The organism is Rheinheimera marina (assembly GCF_042654345.1).
Classification (GTDB): Bacteria; Pseudomonadota; Gammaproteobacteria; order Enterobacterales; family Alteromonadaceae; genus Pararheinheimera; species Pararheinheimera marina.
This window is the reverse complement of the sequence record NZ_JBHSGB010000014.1, coordinates 70,830-88,007: the sequence shown is the minus strand read 5'-3', so window position 1 is coordinate 88,007 and position 17,178 is coordinate 70,830. Positions and strand designations below refer to the sequence as shown.

General features: G+C 53.3%; 15 protein-coding genes. 10 read left to right on the top strand and 5 right to left on the bottom strand.

The genetic code is table 11. The annotated features are described in order from the left end of the window. Positions 1–128: 128 nt before the first annotated feature. The 3 genes from ACFO3I_RS15345 (at position 129) to ACFO3I_RS15335 (ending at position 5,789) form a co-directional block, all read left to right on the top strand. Complete coding sequence (locus ACFO3I_RS15345) at positions 129–2,366, top strand: aminotransferase class V-fold PLP-dependent enzyme (RefSeq protein WP_377335411.1); 2,238 nt, start codon at positions 129–131, stop codon at positions 2,364–2,366. A 160-nt stretch (positions 2,367–2,526) separates the two neighbouring features. After that, positions 2,527–3,132: an FMN-dependent NADH-azoreductase gene (locus ACFO3I_RS15340; protein WP_377335409.1), complete on the top strand. Its 606-nt coding sequence runs from the start codon at positions 2,527–2,529 to the stop codon at positions 3,130–3,132. Between the two features lie 203 nt (positions 3,133–3,335). Then, positions 3,336–5,789 (top strand): S9 family peptidase, encoded by a 2,454-nt coding sequence (locus ACFO3I_RS15335; RefSeq protein ID WP_377335407.1) that lies wholly within the window; start codon positions 3,336–3,338, stop codon positions 5,787–5,789. A 47-nt stretch (positions 5,790–5,836) separates the two neighbouring features. On the opposite strand, the gene ACFO3I_RS15330 is transcribed toward ACFO3I_RS15335, so the two are convergent. After that, a complete protein-coding gene (locus ACFO3I_RS15330; RefSeq protein ID WP_377335405.1) occupies positions 5,837–6,493 on the bottom strand; it encodes an RluA family pseudouridine synthase in 657 nt (218 codons plus the stop codon). A gap of 69 nt (positions 6,494–6,562) precedes the next feature. Between ACFO3I_RS15330 and ACFO3I_RS15325 the strand changes: the two genes are divergently transcribed. After that, positions 6,563–7,282: an RluA family pseudouridine synthase gene (locus ACFO3I_RS15325; RefSeq protein ID WP_377335403.1), complete on the top strand. Its 720-nt coding sequence runs from the start codon at positions 6,563–6,565 to the stop codon at positions 7,280–7,282. On the opposite strand, the gene rrtA is transcribed toward ACFO3I_RS15325, so the two are convergent. Further along, positions 7,228–7,833, bottom strand: coding sequence for a rhombosortase (rrtA, locus tag ACFO3I_RS15320; protein ID WP_377335401.1), 606 nt, complete (start codon positions 7,831–7,833; stop codon positions 7,228–7,230). The genes ACFO3I_RS15325 and rrtA overlap by 55 nt on opposite strands. A 157-nt stretch (positions 7,834–7,990) precedes the next feature. On the opposite strand from rrtA, the gene ggt reads away from it, so the two are divergent. Both ggt and ACFO3I_RS15310 read left to right on the top strand, forming a co-directional pair. Then, entirely contained in the window at positions 7,991–9,727 is a 1,737-nt protein-coding gene (gene ggt / locus ACFO3I_RS15315; RefSeq protein ID WP_377335399.1) for a gamma-glutamyltransferase, read from the top strand. Between the two features lie 3 nt (positions 9,728–9,730). Then, positions 9,731–10,465: an enoyl-CoA hydratase-related protein gene (locus ACFO3I_RS15310; RefSeq protein WP_377335397.1), complete on the top strand. Its 735-nt coding sequence runs from the start codon at positions 9,731–9,733 to the stop codon at positions 10,463–10,465. Between the two features lie 15 nt (positions 10,466–10,480). On the opposite strand, the gene ACFO3I_RS15305 is transcribed toward ACFO3I_RS15310, so the two are convergent. Further along, complete coding sequence (locus tag ACFO3I_RS15305; RefSeq protein ID WP_377335395.1) at positions 10,481–10,924, bottom strand: nuclear transport factor 2 family protein; 444 nt, start codon at positions 10,922–10,924, stop codon at positions 10,481–10,483. A gap of 105 nt (positions 10,925–11,029) precedes the next feature. Continuing rightward, positions 11,030–11,998 (bottom strand): cysteine synthase A, encoded by a 969-nt coding sequence (cysK, locus tag ACFO3I_RS15300; RefSeq protein ID WP_377335393.1) that lies wholly within the window; start codon positions 11,996–11,998, stop codon positions 11,030–11,032. A gap of 116 nt (positions 11,999–12,114) precedes the next feature. Here cysK and ACFO3I_RS15295 point away from each other — a divergent pair, with 116 nt between their 5' ends. The 4 genes from ACFO3I_RS15295 (at position 12,115) to ACFO3I_RS15280 (ending at position 16,491) form a co-directional block, all read left to right on the top strand. After that, positions 12,115–12,960 (top strand): AAA family ATPase, encoded by an 846-nt coding sequence (locus ACFO3I_RS15295; RefSeq protein ID WP_377335391.1) that lies wholly within the window; start codon positions 12,115–12,117, stop codon positions 12,958–12,960. Beyond that, positions 12,960–14,141: a vWA domain-containing protein gene (locus tag ACFO3I_RS15290; RefSeq protein WP_377335389.1), complete on the top strand. Its 1,182-nt coding sequence runs from the start codon at positions 12,960–12,962 to the stop codon at positions 14,139–14,141. The genes ACFO3I_RS15295 and ACFO3I_RS15290 overlap by 1 nt, the downstream gene beginning before the upstream one ends. Positions 14,142–14,243: 102 nt before the next feature. Further along, positions 14,244–15,290: an RDD family protein gene (locus ACFO3I_RS15285; protein ID WP_377335387.1), complete on the top strand. Its 1,047-nt coding sequence runs from the start codon at positions 14,244–14,246 to the stop codon at positions 15,288–15,290. Positions 15,291–15,372: 82 nt separating this feature from the next. Then, on the top strand, positions 15,373–16,491 hold the full coding sequence (locus ACFO3I_RS15280; protein ID WP_377335385.1) for a beta-ketoacyl-ACP synthase III: 1,119 nt from the start codon (positions 15,373–15,375) through the stop codon (positions 16,489–16,491). A 70-nt stretch (positions 16,492–16,561) separates the two neighbouring features. Here ACFO3I_RS15280 and ACFO3I_RS15275 read toward each other — a convergent pair whose 3' ends face one another. Then, positions 16,562–16,864 carry an isoamylase early set domain-containing protein gene (locus ACFO3I_RS15275; RefSeq protein ID WP_377335383.1) on the bottom strand — a complete coding sequence of 101 codons (303 nt, stop codon included), beginning with the start codon at positions 16,862–16,864 and terminating at the stop codon, positions 16,562–16,564. Between the last annotated feature and the right edge of the window lie 314 nt (positions 16,865–17,178).

Below are 17,178 nucleotides of genomic sequence, written 5' to 3'. Positions count from 1 at the left end.
ACTGGCGGTTTTTTTTTAGCTGAACCATGCTGTTTTTTTCGCTTGTCCTTCGTTTTGGCTCTGGTTTATTATTCTTGTTATATCCATATAACACTAAGTTATATCAGTTATAAAATAAGGTGCCGAGAATGTCCGCTCTACCTAATCCGGAAATTTATCTGGATCACAATGCCACCACCCCCGTATTAGCTTGCGCCGCTACTGCAGCTCAATATGCGATGCAGCAAAGTTTCGGCAATCCAAGTTCCAGCCATGCCACAGGCATCAAAGCCAAAGTACAGCTGGAACAAACCCGGCAACTGGCGCGTGAACTGATTGGAGCCGGGCAGGGCGATATTATTTTTACGTCAGGTGCCACTGAAGGTATTCAGGTAGCGGTGTTATCGGCACTGACCGCTGCGCGGGCTGCAGCTGCTGATCAGCCGGTGTTGTTGCTATATGGCGCCACAGAACACAAAGCGGTGCCGCAAAGCCTGGAGCACTGGAACCAGTTGTTGGGGCTCAATGCAGAAATCAAAGCCATCCCGGTTGACCAGCATGGTCTGCTGGATCAGGCCTTTATCCGCGAGCATCTGCCGCGTTGTGCACTGGTCTGTACCATGGCGGTCAATAACGAAACTGGCGTTGCACAAGACCTGGTCGCATTGTCGGCGTTGATAAAGGGCGGCTCGCATCAGCCTTTATGGCTGGTGGACTGTGTGCAGGCGCTTGGTAAAACTGCGTTGCAACTGGAGTCATTGCGGGTGGATTACGCGCCTTTTAGTGGTCACAAGCTGTATGCGCCCAAAGGTATTGGTTTTTTGTATACGCGCAGTGGCGCTCCTTATGTGCCCCTGATGGCCGGTGGTGGTCAGGAAGCGGGTTTGCGCTCTGGCACCGAGAACCTGCCGGGTATTGCGGCATTAAATGCGGTGTTTCGCCAGCTGCTGGCCAAAGAACACTCTGACTTTGTAGGCAGTGACAGCTTGTGGCAGTACCGCAGTGAGTTATTGGCGGCGTTAAAAACGGTATTTCCACAGCTGGTGCTGAACAGCGATGCGCCTTATGTGGTGCCCACCACGCTGAATTTTTCCGTACCAGGTTTTGCCAGTAAAGACATTCTGGATCTATTTGACGCAGCAGCCATTCGTGTCAGTGCCGGTTCTGCCTGCAGTTCAAAGATCCCCAGCAGTTTTGTCCTCAATGCTATGGGACTGGAACTCTGGCGCTCCCAAGGTGCGGTGCGTTTGTCTTTTGGTCCAGCGATGACGGCAGAGGAATGCACCGCCGCCTGTGAGCGGATCCGTTCGCTAAAAGCTGTAGTGGACAGCTGCTGCCTGGTGCTCAGCGATGCCCAAAGCACTGACTTGCAACCTATTGACGGTTTAATCCAGTTAAAACACGAAGACTTATGCAGTTACCTGTTGGTGGACGCCAAAGCCAAATGTCTGGTGGTGATTGACCCGGTGCAGAGCCTGGCCAGCCGCATTGCACAGCTGGTGCAGGGCCATCAGCTGAAGGTGATCGCTATTCTGGACACCCATTTACACAAAGACCACCATTCAGCCAGGCCAGAATTGTGCGCCTTGCTTGCCAATTTCTGCAGTGCTGACAGTGTGGATGTGCTGGGCTGGCCGGAACAACAAGCGCAGGTGCAGTGCGGGCGTTATCAGCTCAGCCGTGTGCCAACACCGGGCCACAGCCCGGAAGCAGTGACAGTGCTGGTGACCGAAGACGACGTGCAGAAATTTGCCTTTACCGGTGATTTTATTTTACCCGGTGGCACAGGCCGGCTGGATTTACCCGGAGCCGACAGCCAGGCTTTTGTGCAGAGCCTGCAACGTTTGCAGCAACGCTTAGCGCCGCACAGCCTGGTGTTGTCCAGCCATGATTATGCCCAGCGCTTTTTTACCCGCTGGGACTTGGTACTGCAGGAACAACCTGTGTTGCAAAGTCTGTTGCAGCAACCGGATTGTTGTAACAGCTGGACAGAGCAGTTGTTGGCACAACATGAGTGGCTGAAACAGCAGCAAAAACACTTTTGCGGTGTGGTCGAGGTCAGTGCGTCAGACGCCAAGGCGCTTATTAGCCATCACGAATTGCAGGCGCTGCTGCAGCAGCAAAAAACACTGCAGATCTGGGATGTGCGGGAAACCTACGAGCAAGTGGCCGGTGCGCTGGAGAACTATATTCCTGACCATAGGATTGAACACGTGCCTTTATCAGGTCTGGTGCAGCGTTTAAGTGAAGGTCAGTTGACTACCCAACAGGCTATTTTACTGGTCTGCCGCTCCGGCAACCGCAGCTTGCTGGCGGCCAGAGTGTTGGCCCGGGCTGGCTATCAGCAGGTCTATAACCTCAAAGGCGGCGTAGCGTTGTTAGCCTGACCCTCTTCTTAGCGTCGTATGTCTTAACAGAGAAAACAGGCAGTGCTTGCACTGGCTGTTTTTCATTCGAATAAATCGAACTAATTTAGCGTTTTATTCTGATTTTTTATCTAAAAAATACGAGTTAATCTGTGCCTATCAACTCAGAGGAGCGTAAAACATGGCACACATTCTGGTAATCAATAGTTCAATCAGCGGCGACAAAGGTCAATCCACCCAACTGTCTCAGCAGTTCCTGCAGCAATTACCTGCTGGTTTCAGTCTGGAGACGCTGGACGTGGCACAAGACAGCTACCCACACCTGGCGATGGCCGAAATCGGTGCATGGATGACACCTGAGTCAGACCGCACCCCGGAGCAAAAAGCTCTGGCTGCCTTGTCTGACAACGCCATTGCTCAAGTGAAAAAGGCGGACGCCATTGTGATTGGCGTACCCATGTACAACTTTGGCATTCCAAGCCAGTTAAAAGCTTATTTTGACCGCCTGGCCCGTGCGGGTATCACTTTCAAATACACCGAAACCGGCCCGGTCGGTTTATTGGATGATAAACCAGTGATTGTACTGGCGACCCGTGGTGGTCTGTACCAAGGTACTTCTGCTGACTCTCAGACGCCATTTGTACAAAGTTTCCTGAACTTCATTGGTCTGAAAGATGTTCACTTTGTCTACGCTGAAGGCCTGAATATGGGGCCGGAAAGCGCAGAAAAAGCACTGGCTGCGGCCAAAGCCCGTCTGGCTGAGTTAGCGCCATCAGTGGCGGCATAAGCTGCACTGAGCTTTACCCTTCTTGTTCCTGTCTGCATTGATGCAGCACTCCTTGTAAGCCACCTTCGGGTGGCTTTTTTTGTTTGCAGCTTCCGCTTGTCGCCCATTGGCTCCTGTTAATCCCATGGCTACACCGCAGCACTTGGCCCACCGTCATTTTCTTTGTATAAAAGACGCTGGTTACAACAGATAAGAACAACAGAATGAAAACAAAACCTTGGTTATTGGCTGCCTTACTGGCTGCCGCACTACAAAGCCCGGTCCAGGCCGGCGAACCTCAGACCTACCAACTGGCGCCTGTGTCTGTGGCGCAGCAACCGCAACCCGGCCCAACCGGCCTGACCATTGAGCAGGCGATGGCGCATCCGGATTGGGTTCAGCGTGCTGTCGAGAACGTATTTTTCAGCGCAGATGGCAGTCGTCTGTATTACCAACAAAAACGTGAAGGCTCAGAAATTCGCGATTGGTATTCCCAGCAAGCCGCTGCAGGTACTGCGGCAGAGCTGGTACCGATGGCTAACTGGCATCAGTTGGGATCGAACAACCTGATCACCAGCCCGGACGGGACCAGCAAAGCCTGGATCTTTGAAGGCAACGTCTTTGTGCTGAAACAAGGCCAGCTCAGCCAGGTGACTCGTAGCTCCACAGCGGCAGAAGACGTGATGTTCCTGGCTGACAACCGGCTGGTGTTCCGTCAGGGCTGGACCTTTCAGGCGCTGGATTTAACCAGCGGCGCTTTAACTGAGCTCGTCAGCCTGAAAAACGCCGATGCGCCTAAAGCGCCGGAAGTTGCCAAAAACTATATGGCGCAGGAGCAGCACAAGCTGATCCAATTTATCGCGCTTGAACACCAGAACGCCAAAGACAAGTTCGATCAGCAGCAATTGCTGGCCAAGCAAAATGCAACGCTGGCGCCGCAAGCTATTTACCTGGACAAAGACAAACGTATTGCCAGCGCCGTGCTGTCACCGAGCGCTGACAAACTACTGGTGGCACTGGCCGATAAATCGTCCTGGCGTGACGATAAAGACATTATGCCAAACTACATCACCGCATCTGGTGGTATTGCCGCTCAGCCAGCTCGCCGCCGAGTAGCGGATCAAAAACCGCAATCGCAGCAGTTAATGCTGGTAGACCTGATCTCGGGCGAAGTGACAGAGCTGAAATACGACAGCCTGCCAGGTTTTGATGAAGACGTACTGGCCAGCGTCAAAGCGGAAAACGCCAAAGCCGAAGGTAAAAAGTACGAATCGAAAAAGGCACCACGTGCTATCGCGCTGATGAACGACTGGAGCTGGGCTAACGGCGCTATTCAATGGCATCAGAGTGGCAAGCAGGTTGCTGTGATGCTCAAAGCCTGGGACAACAAAGACCGTTGGCTGGCTACTGTGGACTTTGCCAACAAACGTCTGGTCAACCAGCACCGCTTGCATGACGACGCCTGGGTCAATTACAGCTTCAACGACTTCGGCTGGTTACACAATGACAGTAGCCTGTATTTCTTGTCTGAAGAGTCAGGCTATGCCCATTTGTACCTGAAGCCTGTGGATGGCAAAGCGAAGAAACTGACGGCTGGTACCTTTGAGGTCAGCAGCCCCGTACTGAGCAAAAACGATCAGTACGTGTATTTCAAAGGCAATGTCAGTCACCCTGGTATTTACGAAGTGTACCGGGTTGGTTTGAAATCGGGTCAACTGGAGCAGATGACGGCACTAAAAGGTTCGGCTGATTTCCAGTTATCACCGGATGAAAGCAAACTACTGCTGACCTGGTCAAACTCGGTGACGCCGCCAGAGTTGTACCTGATGGACAACAAGCCAAAAGCGGCCGCCAGTCGGTTAACTAACACCACCACAGCTGCGTTTAAAGCGGTGAACTGGGCGGCGCCTCAGGTGGTTGCTGTGCCATCCAGCCATGGCAAACAGCCGGTATTCGCCAAACTTTATCTGCCAAAAGATTATCAGCAGGGCGAAAAACGCCGCGCGGTGATCTTTAACCATGGTGCCGGCTACCTGCAGAATAGCGATTTGGGCTGGTCAGGTTATTTCCGCGAATACTTCTTCCATAACCTGTTGCTGCAAAAAGGCTACGTGGTGCTGGATATGGATTACCGGGCATCAAAAGGTTACGGCCGTGACTGGCGTACCGCCATTTACCGTCAAATGGGCACGCCGGAAACGCAGGATTTGATGGATGGTGTGGATTATCTGGTGAAAAATGCCAACGTAGATCGCGCCCGTGTCGGCACCTATGGCGGTTCGTACGGCGGTTTTATGACCTTTATGGCACTCTTTACTCAGCCAGATCTGTTTAAAGCCGGTGCCGCGCTGCGCCCGGTCAGTGACTGGGCGAACTATAACCACCCCTACACCTCCAATATTCTGAACACGCCGGATGTGGATCCTATTGCGTACCGTCGCAGTTCACCGATTTACTTTACCGAAGGCCTGAAGTCGAAGCTGTTGATCAACGCGCCAATGGTGGATGACAACGTGTTCTTCCAGGACGTGGTGCGCGTGGTGCAACGTCTGATCGAGCATGAAAATGCCAACTTTGAAACGGCGATTTACCCGGTGGAGCCGCATGGTTTCCGTCAACCGTCCAGCTGGCTGGACGAATACAAACGTATTCTGAAGTTGTTCGAAGAGACCTTGTAAAAGAGACGTCGTAAAGCAAAAAGGGCCGCAAGGCCCTTTTCTTTTTGTCAGTCGAAGTCCGGTTCCAGTTCGAAGCGCAGTAACTGGGACGAGTAGGGCTGGTACAGCTCCAGGCATTGTGCCTGCAGTAATAAACGTGGCGCGGCCGCAAAGGCGTCATCATGAGCGTAAAAGGCATCGCCCAGAATGGGATGGCCCAGGCTCAGCATATGCACCCGCAGCTGATGCGAGCGGCCGGTTACCGGACGCAATTCCACCAGACTGCTGTGCTCATCCTGACTTAAGCGCTGAAAAAAGGTCAGTGCACTTTTGCCTGTGCTGTGACAAATCTTTTGCAGCGGCGGTTGAGTGCTGTCGGCAATCAGCGGGGCGTCCACTTTGCCATGTTCGGCTATCTGGCCCCACACCCTGGCGCGGTAAGTCTTGCGCACCGAGCGGGTGGCAAATTGTTGTTTCAAGGCCGCTTCGGCTTTACGTCGCAGCGCAAAGACCACCAGGCCAGAAGTGGCACAATCCAGCCGGTGCACCAGCTGCGCGGTTGGAAACTGCAGCAAGACACGGCTTAGCAGCGAATCCTGGTAGTCGGGGCCACGTCCTGGGTTGGTTAACAGACCACTGGGTTTATTCAACACCACAATATCTTTGTCCTGGTACAGAATATCCAGCGGGTCGTTTGGCGGCTGATAAATAAAGGGCCTGTGCATGGGTCGCTTTGGGCTGGTTGGTTTAGTTGCCAATTCTGGCATAATAGCCAGCCTTTTGTATGCAGCCTGATGCAACTAATTGATATGACAGACTCGTTTGATGAATTAGCCGTACTGACCCCAACCACAGACGCCTGGCAGCTGCTGTATCAGGATGAACAGCTGTTGGTAGTGAATAAGCCGGCGCGTCTGCTGACGGTACCTGGCCGCCATCCTGCTAACCGCGATTGTCTGTTGTCCCGGGTGCAACAAGAGTTTCCAACCGCCAGCATAGTGCACCGGCTGGATTACGATACCTCTGGTTTGCTGGTCCTGCCGCTGACCAAAAAGGCCTTGTCGGCAATCAGTATTCAGTTTCAGCAGCGCCAGACCAAAAAGCTGTATCAGGCGGTTGTTGCTGGCGAGCTAAGCCAGAGCTCGGGCCAGGTGAATGCCGCCCTGGCACCTGACCCAGAGCACCGACCGCTGTATAAAGTCGACCCAAACGGCAAGGCGAGTCAGACCAATTACCGCCTGCTGCAAACCTTACCAGAGCATCAGGCGAGCTTAGTGGAACTGGAGCCGGTCACTGGTCGCTCACATCAGCTGCGTTTGCATATGAAGGCGCTGGGGCATGCGATCCTGGGCGACCCGTTTTATGCCGACCCAGAGTCCAAGCAGCAGGCCAGCCGTTTAATGCTGCACGCCTGGTCGTTAAGTTTCACCCATCCACTGACTGGAAAGGTGCTGAGCTTTCAGGCCGAACCGGATTTTTTCTCCGCTTTGGCTGAATCGCCCTGCGCCCCATAATTGGGCAGTAAAAACGCCAGCAGCACCCCAATGACTGACCCATACGCGTGCGCGTCCACCGCAACCCTGGCGTCAATCAGCGCCGCCAGCGCAGGGTCGGCGCCAACCAGTTGTTCGTAAGCCACTTTTGCGGCAAGGCCCAGCAGTATTAAGCCACCAGAGTACCAGCGCTGCTGCAGGTCGCGTACGGCGCCAAACGCCAGCAGTGCATGCAGCAGGCCGGACAAGCCGACATAACTATGAATATCCGGACTGAATACATAGAGTGCAGCGCTTAGCAGGGCGGCTGACAGCAGAAAAAACTGCAGCAGCTGTTTTGGCCTGTAGTGCATCTGGTGCAGGTAAAAAATCACCGCCAGACCGGCCAGATTCATCGCCAGATGCCAGAAATTACTGTGCAGCAAATGCGCGGTCCAGAAACGCCACAGCTGCAGCGGTTCGGCGCGTTGATAATTCAGCCAGTCAGTGGCCGCGCTTGACAACAGGTGTAATAAAAGGCACAACAGCGCTAGCGCAAACAGACAAATTAAAGGTTGACGAAACAAAGACATAAGGGGCCCAGCACGATTCAGATGCTGCATTATGCCATGCAGACGCCTTTTGTCTGCGGTGATTTCATGCTGTGGTGTGGCAGAGTGCGGTTTTCTGCGTTGAAACCACCTGGGTGACAGGGTAAGGTAATGGTCTAACCACAACGAAGTCGTACCCATGAAGTTAAGAATTTCTTATTTGGCTCAGGTGCTGTGCCTGAGCTCAGTGCTGACATTGCCAGTGCTGGCCACACAACAAGACCCTGAAGCCACCACCTCAATTGAACACAAAGCGCTGGTAACCAGCTCGCATTATATGGCGACGGCGGCTAACCCGCTGGCGGTGGAAGCGGGCCGTCAGGTGCTGGCCAAAGGCGGCAGTGCGGTGGATGCCGCTATTGCGATGCAGCTGATGTTGGGCCTGGTGGAGCCACAGAGCTCAGGTATTGGTGGCGGTTTATTTATGCTGCACTTTGATGCCGCCAACAAACAACTGACCAGCATTGACGGCCGTGAAACGGCACCACAACAGGCCGGGCCTGACTTGTTCCGCGTGAATGGCAAGCTGTTGCCCTGGCGCGAAGCCTTTGTCGGCGGCAAATCCGTTGGCGTGCCTGGTGTAGTGAAGTCCTTGGAGCTGGCGCATCAGCTGCACGGCAAATTGCCCTGGGCCAGTTTATTTGATGCGGCGATAAAGACCGCAGAGCAGGGTTTTGTGGTCAGCCCGCGTCTGGCCGGCTTATTGGCATCTGGCTGGAATCCAGGCCTGACCGGCTTTGCGCCGACCAAAGCGTATTTTCAACCGACTGGTCAGTGGTTGCAGGCTGGCCAAACCTTAAAAAACCCCGCTTATGCGGCCTTGCTGCGCCGCATTGCTAAAGAAGGCAGCGCTGCTTTTTATCAGGGAGACAACGCCAAAGCGATTGTCAATACAGTGCAACAGGCGTCGGTGAATCCGGGCAAACTGACCGAACAGGACTTACTTGCGTATCAGCCGGTGCAGCGTGACGCCATTTGTATTCCTTATCGGTTGTACAAAGTCTGCTCTATGGCACCTCCAAGTTCAGGTGGTCTGGCCGTTCTGCAAATCTTAGGTTTGTTAGCAGCGACGCCGGTCGACAAACTCAAACCCAATTCGGTAGACGCTGTGCATTTGATCAGCCAGGCGGCCAAGCTGGCTTTTGCTGATAGGGAGCGTTTTGCAGGCGATCCGGATTTTGTCAAAGTCCCGGTTGCTGGTTTACTGGACGCCGGCTATCTGAAACAACGCGCCGCGCTGTTGGCGCAGCCTGAAGGTGCGCCAGCCGAAGCCGGTCAGCCTGTCGGTGCTGAGCCTATGGTGCCAAGCAAAGCCATTGAGTTTGCCAATACCAGCCATTTGTCAGTGGTCGACAGCCAGGGCAATGCAGTCAGTATGACCACCAGCATTGAAAATGCCTTTGGCTCCGGCCTGATGGTGAATGGGTATCTGTTGAACAACCAGCTGACCGATTTCTCGCTCGACGCCCGCCTGAATGGTTTTTGGGTGGCCAACCGGGTGGAGGGTGGCAAAAGGCCGCGCTCGTCAATGGCCCCTGTGATGGTGTTTGACCAGAGTGGTCAGCTGAAATATGTGACCGGTTCTCCGGGGGGCAGCCGTATTATTAACTACGTCGCGCAGAACCTGATTGCGGTGCTGGATTGGGGCATGGACCCGGCGCAAGCTGCGGCTTTACCCCGCTTCAGCCATCGCAATGACGGCCTGGTGTTGGAGCAGGGTACGGTGCTGGAACAGTTAGTGCCTGCCCTGAAAGAACTCGGCTATCAGCCAAAACTGGGTGACTTAAACAGTGGCATTCATGCCATCGAGCGTCAGGGCGCCGTGCTGCAAGGTGCAGCCGATCCGCGCCGTGAAGGCGCTGTGGCGGGGGAGTAAGCAATGGCGATTGAACTAACACAACAGCAAGGTGTGCTGGTGCTGACGCTGGCCAGACTGGATAAAAAAAACGCGCTCAGCCAGCAAATGTATCGTGATCTGGTGTCGGCGCTGGAACAGGCGCAGGCGGATCCAGAGGTGCGGGTGGTGCTGTTCCAGGGCAGCGCCGACTGCTTTAGTGCCGGCAATGATCTGGTTGATTTTCTCGGTGGCGGCGCGCTGAATGCGGAGCACCCGACCGTGCAGTTTTTGCAAAAGCTGGCCAGTTTTACCAAGCCGATGGTGGCTGCGGTGTCCGGTCTTGCGATTGGCATCGGTACCACCATGTTGCTGCATTGCGATCTGGTGTACGCCAGCAGTCCATGCCGCTTTCAGCTGCCTTTTACGCAGTTAGGCTTGTGCCCGGAAGCTGCGTCCAGTTTGTTATTGCCCAAGCTGGTGGGGTTACAGCGGGCCAGTGCCATGCTGTTGTTATCGGAAGCTGTGACTGCAGAGCAGGCGCTGCAAATGGGCATGGTCAATGAGTTGGTGGACGCGCCAAAACTGCTGGACTATGCGCTTGGCAAAGCGCTGAAGCTGGCGGCCTTGCCAGCCGATGCGGTGCAAACATCCAGGGCTTTAATGCGTCAGCCTGCGGCTGTGGCTGGTGCTATCCAGGCGGAACTGCAGCAATTTGAACGTTTGCTGGCAGGACCTGATTGCCAGCAGGCCGTGCGTTCATTTTTGCAGAAAAAGTAGGGCTAACTGCCCATCTCAGACATCAGTGCGGGAGAAGGGGTTAGGTTTAACCCCTGCCACCTTCCATTTACCGTCTACCTTAATCATCCGGGCGATCCGCAGCTCTATTTTTTTACCGCCATTGGCTTTGCCTTCAAACAACAGGGTGACTTCGGCTTCGTCGCCATACTGCTCACGCAGGTTTTTACCTGTGCGGTCAATGCTGATGGTCACTTCATCAAAGCTCATGTTGTACAGGGTGTTGGTAATGCTGCGGGTGCTGCCGTACGAGCTTAATACCCGTGCATAGCTTTCGGTGGCAAGTTTGGTGGCCCGGCTCAGGTTTTTGCTGGTGTACAGCGCGTGGAAGAATTCACCAGCGGCATATTCGGGGGAGGCGACGTCGGCGTTAACTTTAGGCTTGTCTTCCTGACAGCCTGCCAGCACCAAGGCTGCGAATAAAAGGATCCATCTGAACATCTGCACACCCACTGAGCTTTAAAGACAGCCTAGTGTGGTTTTTTTTGCCGGTAAAGTAAAGAAAAAGGCCGGAGTTCCGGCCTTTTTCCGAGTGCTTTCAACTGATTAAGCCTGTAGTTCCTGCTCAGTAAATACGTCGGCAAACAGTGGGCTGGATAAGTAACGTTCTGCCGAACTTGGCAGGATCACCACTATGTTTTTACCGGCGTTTTCTGGTTTTTCGGCCAGGCGTTTGGCGGCGACCACGGCGGCGCCAGACGAAATACCAGCCAGAATGCCTTCTTCTTTCATCAGACGGTGCGCCATCGCAATGGCGTCGTCATTACTGACTTTTTCCACCGCATCAATCAGGCTTAAATCCAGGTTGCCCGGAATAAAACCAGCGCCAATGCCCTGAATTTTATGTGGGCCTGGCTTGATTTCTTCACCGGCCAGCGCCTGGCTAATCACCGGTGAGTCGGCAGGTTCTACCGCGACTGACAGCAGCGGGTGGTTTTTTTCCTGTTTGATATAACGGCTGACGCCGGTAATGGTGCCGCCGGTACCGACACCAGCAACGAAAATATCGACCTGACCGTCTGTGTCATTCCAGATCTCTGGGCCTGTGGTATCAAAGTGAATTTGTGGGTTGGCCGGGTTTTCAAACTGTTGCAACAGGATGTATTTGTCCGGGTTGGACGCCTGAATTTCTTTGGCTTTTTCAATGGCGCCTTTCATGCCTTTTGGCCCTTCGGTCAGTACCAGATTGGCACCCAGGGCTTTGAGCAACTTGCGACGCTCCAGGCTCATGGTGGCTGGCATGGTCAGGGTTAACGGGTAACCACGGCTGGCAGCGACAAAAGCCAGGGCAATACCTGTATTGCCAGAGGTGGGCTCAATCAGCTCTTTGCCTGGGCCCAACAGGCCTTTTTTCTCGGCGTCCCAAATCAGCGCGGCACCTAAGCGGCATTTCACCGAAAAACTCGGGTTACGGGCTTCAATTTTGGCGTAGACATTGCCGCCAGTCACTCGTTTCAGTTTCACCAGTGGGGTACGGCCCAGTGACAACGAGTTGTCTTCATAAATAGTTGCCATGCTAAAAAAGCTCCTGTTGCATCAAATTGGTTATAAGAATACTAGTGCCTTCTAAAAACGAAAGAATAGTTTTGCTATAAGATATAGCCATCTTTTTAAAGGCCGGACCCTGACAAATGAAATTCCAAGGCACTGAACATTATATTCTTTCTGATGAACTGGCACTGGCTGTGAATGCCGCAGTTAAACTGGAAAAACCTTTATTGCTCAAAGGGGAACCCGGTACAGGTAAAACCCGCTTGGCGGAAGAGCTGGCGCTGTCATTGGGCACTGAGCTTATCCGTTGGCAAATCAAGTCCACCAGCAAGGCACAACAAGGCTTATACGAGTACGATGCGGTGTCGCGGCTGCGGGATGGTCAGCTTGGCAGTGAGCGGGTGGCCGACATCGGCAACTACATTAAACCAGGTAAACTCTGGACGGCCTTTACCGCGCCAAGCCGGCCTGTGCTGTTGATTGATGAAATCGACAAAGCGGACATTGAATTTCCAAACGATTTATTGCACGAGCTGGACCGGATGTCCTTTGATGTGTACGAAACCGGCCAGCGCATTGAAGCCAGCCAGCGCCCTGTGGTGATTATTACCTCTAATAACGAAAAAGAGCTGCCGGACGCTTTTTTGCGGCGCTGCTTTTTCCATTACATCCGTTTTCCGGACGCCGATACCTTAACGCAAATAGTGCGGGCGCATTTCCCTTCGTTGCAGCAGCAACTGCTGACCACGGCTCTTGAGGTGTTCTTTGAACTGCGCCAGCTGTCGCAACTGAAGAAAAAGCCGTCCACCTCCGAACTGCTGGACTGGCTGAAGTTGTTGCTGGCCGAAGATATCGGCGCCGAAGTGCTGCAAGACCGCCAGCATCAGGGCGGCCTGATGCCCTTGTATGGCGCCTTGCTGAAAAACGAGCAGGATGTTGAACTGGTGGAAAAGCTGGCCTTTTTAGCCAAAAGGCAACAGCGCTGATGCTGGTGCAGTTTTTTCTGCGGCTGCGCCACTACGGTGTGCCCTGCAGCCTGACCGAGTTGCTGGACCTGCTGCAGGCATTGCAGCAAGGGCTGGTGTTCGCCAGTCTGGACGATTTTTACAGTCTGTCACGGCTTTGCCTGGTGAAAGATGAGCGCCACTACGACAAATTTGACCGGGCTTTTGCTGATTATTTTCAGGGCCTGGTCAGTCTGGACCCGCTCAGCCTTATTCCGGATGACTGGCTGGTACCCGGTTTGCTACGGCAGTTGTCGGCTGAAGACAAAGCGAGGCTGCAAAGCCTGGGCGGGCTGGAGCAACTGCTGGAACAATTCCGTCAGCGTTTGCAGGAGCAGCACGAACGCCATGCCGGTGGTAATAAATGGATAGGCACAGGTGGCAGCTCGCCCTATGGTGCTTATGGTTTTCACCCGGAAGGGATCCGGCTTGGCCAGCAGGGCAGTGGAGCTCGCCGGGCGGTAAAAGTCTGGGACCAACGCGAGTTTAAAGATTTCGACGACAAGGCTGAGCTGAACCACCGGGCTTTGCAGCTGGCGCTGCGGCAACTGCGCCGTTTTGCCCGTACCGGCGCCGCCAGCGAACTGGATTTAGCCGGCACCATTGAAGCCACGGCGCAGCAAGCCGGTTGGCTGGATCTGAAGTTTCAGCCCGAGCGGCACAATGCCGTCAAAGTGTTGATCCTGTTTGATATCGGTGGTTCGATGGATGATTACATCCATGAATGCGAGCAGCTGTTTCTGGCGGCCCGCACCGAATTTAAACATCTGGAGTTTTTCTACTTCCACAACTGTGTGTACGAGACCGTCTGGCGCTCAGCCAAGCGCCGCGCTCAGGACCAACTGTCCACCATGGACTTGCTGCATCGTTATGGCAGCGACTACAAATTGCTGTTGGTAGGCGACGCCACTATGGGTCCTTATGAAATCACTTATCCAGGGGGCAGTGTTGAGCACTTTAACCAGGAAAGCGGTGAGGTTTGGTTAAAACGTGTGCTGGCGCATTTCAGCCATAACGCCTGGCTGAACCCACAGCCATTGCCCTGGTGGCGTCATTACCATTCGATTGACATCATCCGCCAGTTAGTGCAGCAGCGCATGGCCGATTTTTCGTTGCAAGGCTTACAGCAAGTGATGGGCTGGCTGAGCAAAACGAACGTCTGAATGGCCGCATGCTGGCGGTTGCGCCTACAAAACAACCGCGCTATTGCCCGCACCGGCTTTTGACTTTAAAGTAATTTTTCTCTCCAAGTGCAAGGAATCGCCATGACGTCGCCCGATGCTTCCCATGATATTACCCAGGTCGCGCCTGATACCTTTGTTGATGAAACCGGTCATCAGCTCAGCAAAAAAGAAATTCGCCAAATAGTCACGCCGCACGCCTTTAAAGTGGCGGACAGTCTGATTGGTCAACCACTTGCCAAACCTATGCGTCGGGGTATCGCCATCGGCATAGACGGCTTGCTGATCAGCGCCCTGAGTTCAGGCAGCCTGGTGTTTGTGTTGCCATTGTTGGGCTATTTGCTGTGGAACCGGGTGCGGCAACAGCGCATTCAACAGGCGGTACTGGTGGGTATTGTCGCCCTGACTCTGGCGTTTACCCTTGATTTTTCACCGCAAAAACCGGACTCCGGCGACGTAAAAAAACTTAACCTGCCGACGGACCTGGCACTTCCAATGGCGGGGGTGGCGCTCAAAGTGGCCAACGATAACTGTGATTATGACTGTGTCAGTGAGCAACTCGCTGAATTTCGCCAGCAGTTAAATGCCAGTGAGATGAGTCTGGAGGACAAAAAGCTCACCCTGGAAGAGCTCATCGAAGCCAGCCATCTGAACGAATCACAACAAAAACAGCTGAAGGCCAGTCAGCTGCAGCAGTTAACACAACCTGTGATGGGTACTAATCAAAACCACAGCAAAATACAGCCCAAAGCCGATGATGTGGAGCCAAACCTCTGGCAAAAGCTGGAGCAGTCCAACCACAGTTTGCTGCAATGGGTGACAGGGATCCTGGCGGATTTTGGTGTGGGTTTTGGCTGGGCTATGTTCTATTTCACGTTTTACATTAGCTGGAATCATGGCCAGACTATCGGCAAACTGCTGATGGGCATTCAGGTGGTGCAGTTGGATGACCAGCCACTGAGTTTATGGAATTCCTTTAGCCGGCAAGGCGGTTATGGTGCGGGTTTAGCCACTGGCTTAATTGGTTTTTTGCAAATTTTATGGGACCCCAACCGGCAGGCGATTCAGGACAAAGTGGCCAGCACCTTAGTTATTGTTAAGCGAAAAGCGGCGGGTCACAGCGAAAGTTAGCTCAACTTTTGCGAGAGTTAAGCTACAATAGCCGCAATTTTTAAGCTGTCCAGACCAGAGACAGCAACAGAAGGATAGAACGATGAAACAAGTCGTGATCAGCGGTTCAGGCTGTTTTACCCCGAAAGAGGTGGTCACCAATGAAGAATTGGTCGCCAGCTATAACCAGTATGTCGATTTACACAACCAAGAGTTTAAAGCCCAGATTGACGCGGGCGAGCTCGCCGCGTTGGAGTATTCCAGCTGCGAATTTATTGAAAAAGCCTCAGGCATTAAATCCCGCCATGTGATGTACAAAGAAGGCATTCTGGACACGGCCGTGATGCAGCCGGTGTTTGCCCGTCGTGGTGAAGATGAACACCCGGAAATGGTGGAAATGGCCATTGCTGCTGCCCACGAAGCCATGGCGCAGGCGGGTAAAACGGCTGCCGACATTGACCTGATTATCTGTGCGGCCTCCAATATGCAGCGGCCGTACCCGGCGTTGTCTATCGAGCTGCAACAGGCACTGGGTTGTACAGGTTATGCCTTTGATATGAATGTGGCCTGTTCTTCTGCCACCTTTGCTATCAGCAATGCGGTCAATGCCATTCGTGGGGGGACCGCCAAAGTCGTGCTGATCGTGAACCCGGAATTTGCCTCGCCGCAGGTGAATTACACCAGCCGTGACAGCCACTTTATTTTCGGTGATGTCTGTACCGCTACCATTATCGAAGCCGAAGAAACCGCCAGCTCAGAGTCGGCCTACCGTATTCTGGGCATGCGGTTAAAAACCGAGTTTTCCAACAATATCCGCTGCGACGTCAGCTATGTGGACCATTGTTATGCCGACCAGGATCCGGAAGCGCCATTCTTCAAGCAGCAGGGCCGTAAGGTGTTTAAAGAATTGCTGCCTATTGTCGCCGACGTGATCCTTGCCGAAATGGATGCCTGTCAGGTGGCGCCTGAGCAGTTAAAACGGCTGTGGCTGCACCAGGCCAATATCAATATGAACCTGTTTGCGGCGAAGAAAATTTTAGGTCGTGATCCCGAAGAGGGTGAAGCACCGCTGGTGCTGGACACTTACGCCAATACGGCGTCAGCTGGCTCCATTATTGCCTTTCACCAGAACAAAACGGGCATAGCTGCCGGCGAAAAAGCCATTCTGTGCTCATTCGGTGCCGGTTATTCGGTCGGTTGTCTGGTATTGGAAAAGTGCTGACAGGCAGCCCGATGAAAAAGGCCGGATAAACCGGCCTTTTTTAATTCTGATCTGACGTGAGCCCTGACTGTTACAGATGCAGCACACTGTTCTGATCGTAACTGACGTCTGTCGGCAGATAGGCATCGGCTTCGTCGTCGTTCACCCACTGTTCGCCATTAATCACATAGCGGAACTGGTAATCTTTATTCGGCTCCAGGTTTAAGCTGGTGCTGAAGGTGCCAGTTTTACTTTTTTTCAACAACAGGGCCTTTGGGTCCCATTCGTTAAAATCACCTGCTAACGCCACAGATTCGACCTGCTGATCGGCGGCAACAGTAAAAGTCACTTTGCATACGGGCTTGGTCTTTAAGTACTGTTTCTGAATGCTCATTGCTTTCCCTCTTCTCAATCACACTGGTCTTTTCGTCCGAGCTTAGTCTGGCCATCTGACGCTTTAATGACACTAAGCGTCTACACCTTAGCCAGAACCAGGCTGTACCCCAAAATAACTTTCCGATCTGAGGTTAGCACTGATGGCTATAAAATAACCACAAAAGGCCGGGAAGTTGTAACTAAATATGTCCCAGTGCAAAACAACTTCGCAGAAATTTAACCAATTTGCAGTCATAATAAAGATGTAATGTTATGTTTTTAAAGTGATTTTTAGGATGGTGTCTGCAGCTGTTGTTGCTATGACCGGCAAGG

Coding starts and splice junctions, on each gene's coding strand:
- ACFO3I_RS15345 (WP_377335411.1), top strand. CDS start 129: ATGTCCGCTCTACCTAATCCGGAAATTTATCTGGATCACAATGCCACC.
- ACFO3I_RS15340 (WP_377335409.1), top strand. CDS start 2,527: ATGGCACACATTCTGGTAATCAATAGTTCAATCAGCGGCGACAAAGGT.
- ACFO3I_RS15335 (WP_377335407.1), top strand. CDS start 3,336: ATGAAAACAAAACCTTGGTTATTGGCTGCCTTACTGGCTGCCGCACTA.
- ACFO3I_RS15330 (WP_377335405.1), bottom strand. CDS start 6,493: ATGCACAGGCCCTTTATTTATCAGCCGCCAAACGACCCGCTGGATATT.
- ACFO3I_RS15325 (WP_377335403.1), top strand. CDS start 6,563: ATGCAACTAATTGATATGACAGACTCGTTTGATGAATTAGCCGTACTG.
- rrtA (WP_377335401.1), bottom strand. CDS start 7,833: ATGTCTTTGTTTCGTCAACCTTTAATTTGTCTGTTTGCGCTAGCGCTG.
- ggt (WP_377335399.1), top strand. CDS start 7,991: ATGAAGTTAAGAATTTCTTATTTGGCTCAGGTGCTGTGCCTGAGCTCA.
- ACFO3I_RS15310 (WP_377335397.1), top strand. CDS start 9,731: ATGGCGATTGAACTAACACAACAGCAAGGTGTGCTGGTGCTGACGCTG.
- ACFO3I_RS15305 (WP_377335395.1), bottom strand. CDS start 10,924: ATGTTCAGATGGATCCTTTTATTCGCAGCCTTGGTGCTGGCAGGCTGT.
- cysK (WP_377335393.1), bottom strand. CDS start 11,998: ATGGCAACTATTTATGAAGACAACTCGTTGTCACTGGGCCGTACCCCA.
- ACFO3I_RS15295 (WP_377335391.1), top strand. CDS start 12,115: ATGAAATTCCAAGGCACTGAACATTATATTCTTTCTGATGAACTGGCA.
- ACFO3I_RS15290 (WP_377335389.1), top strand. CDS start 12,960: ATGCTGGTGCAGTTTTTTCTGCGGCTGCGCCACTACGGTGTGCCCTGC.
- ACFO3I_RS15285 (WP_377335387.1), top strand. CDS start 14,244: ATGACGTCGCCCGATGCTTCCCATGATATTACCCAGGTCGCGCCTGAT.
- ACFO3I_RS15280 (WP_377335385.1), top strand. CDS start 15,373: ATGAAACAAGTCGTGATCAGCGGTTCAGGCTGTTTTACCCCGAAAGAG.
- ACFO3I_RS15275 (WP_377335383.1), bottom strand. CDS start 16,864: ATGAGCATTCAGAAACAGTACTTAAAGACCAAGCCCGTATGCAAAGTG.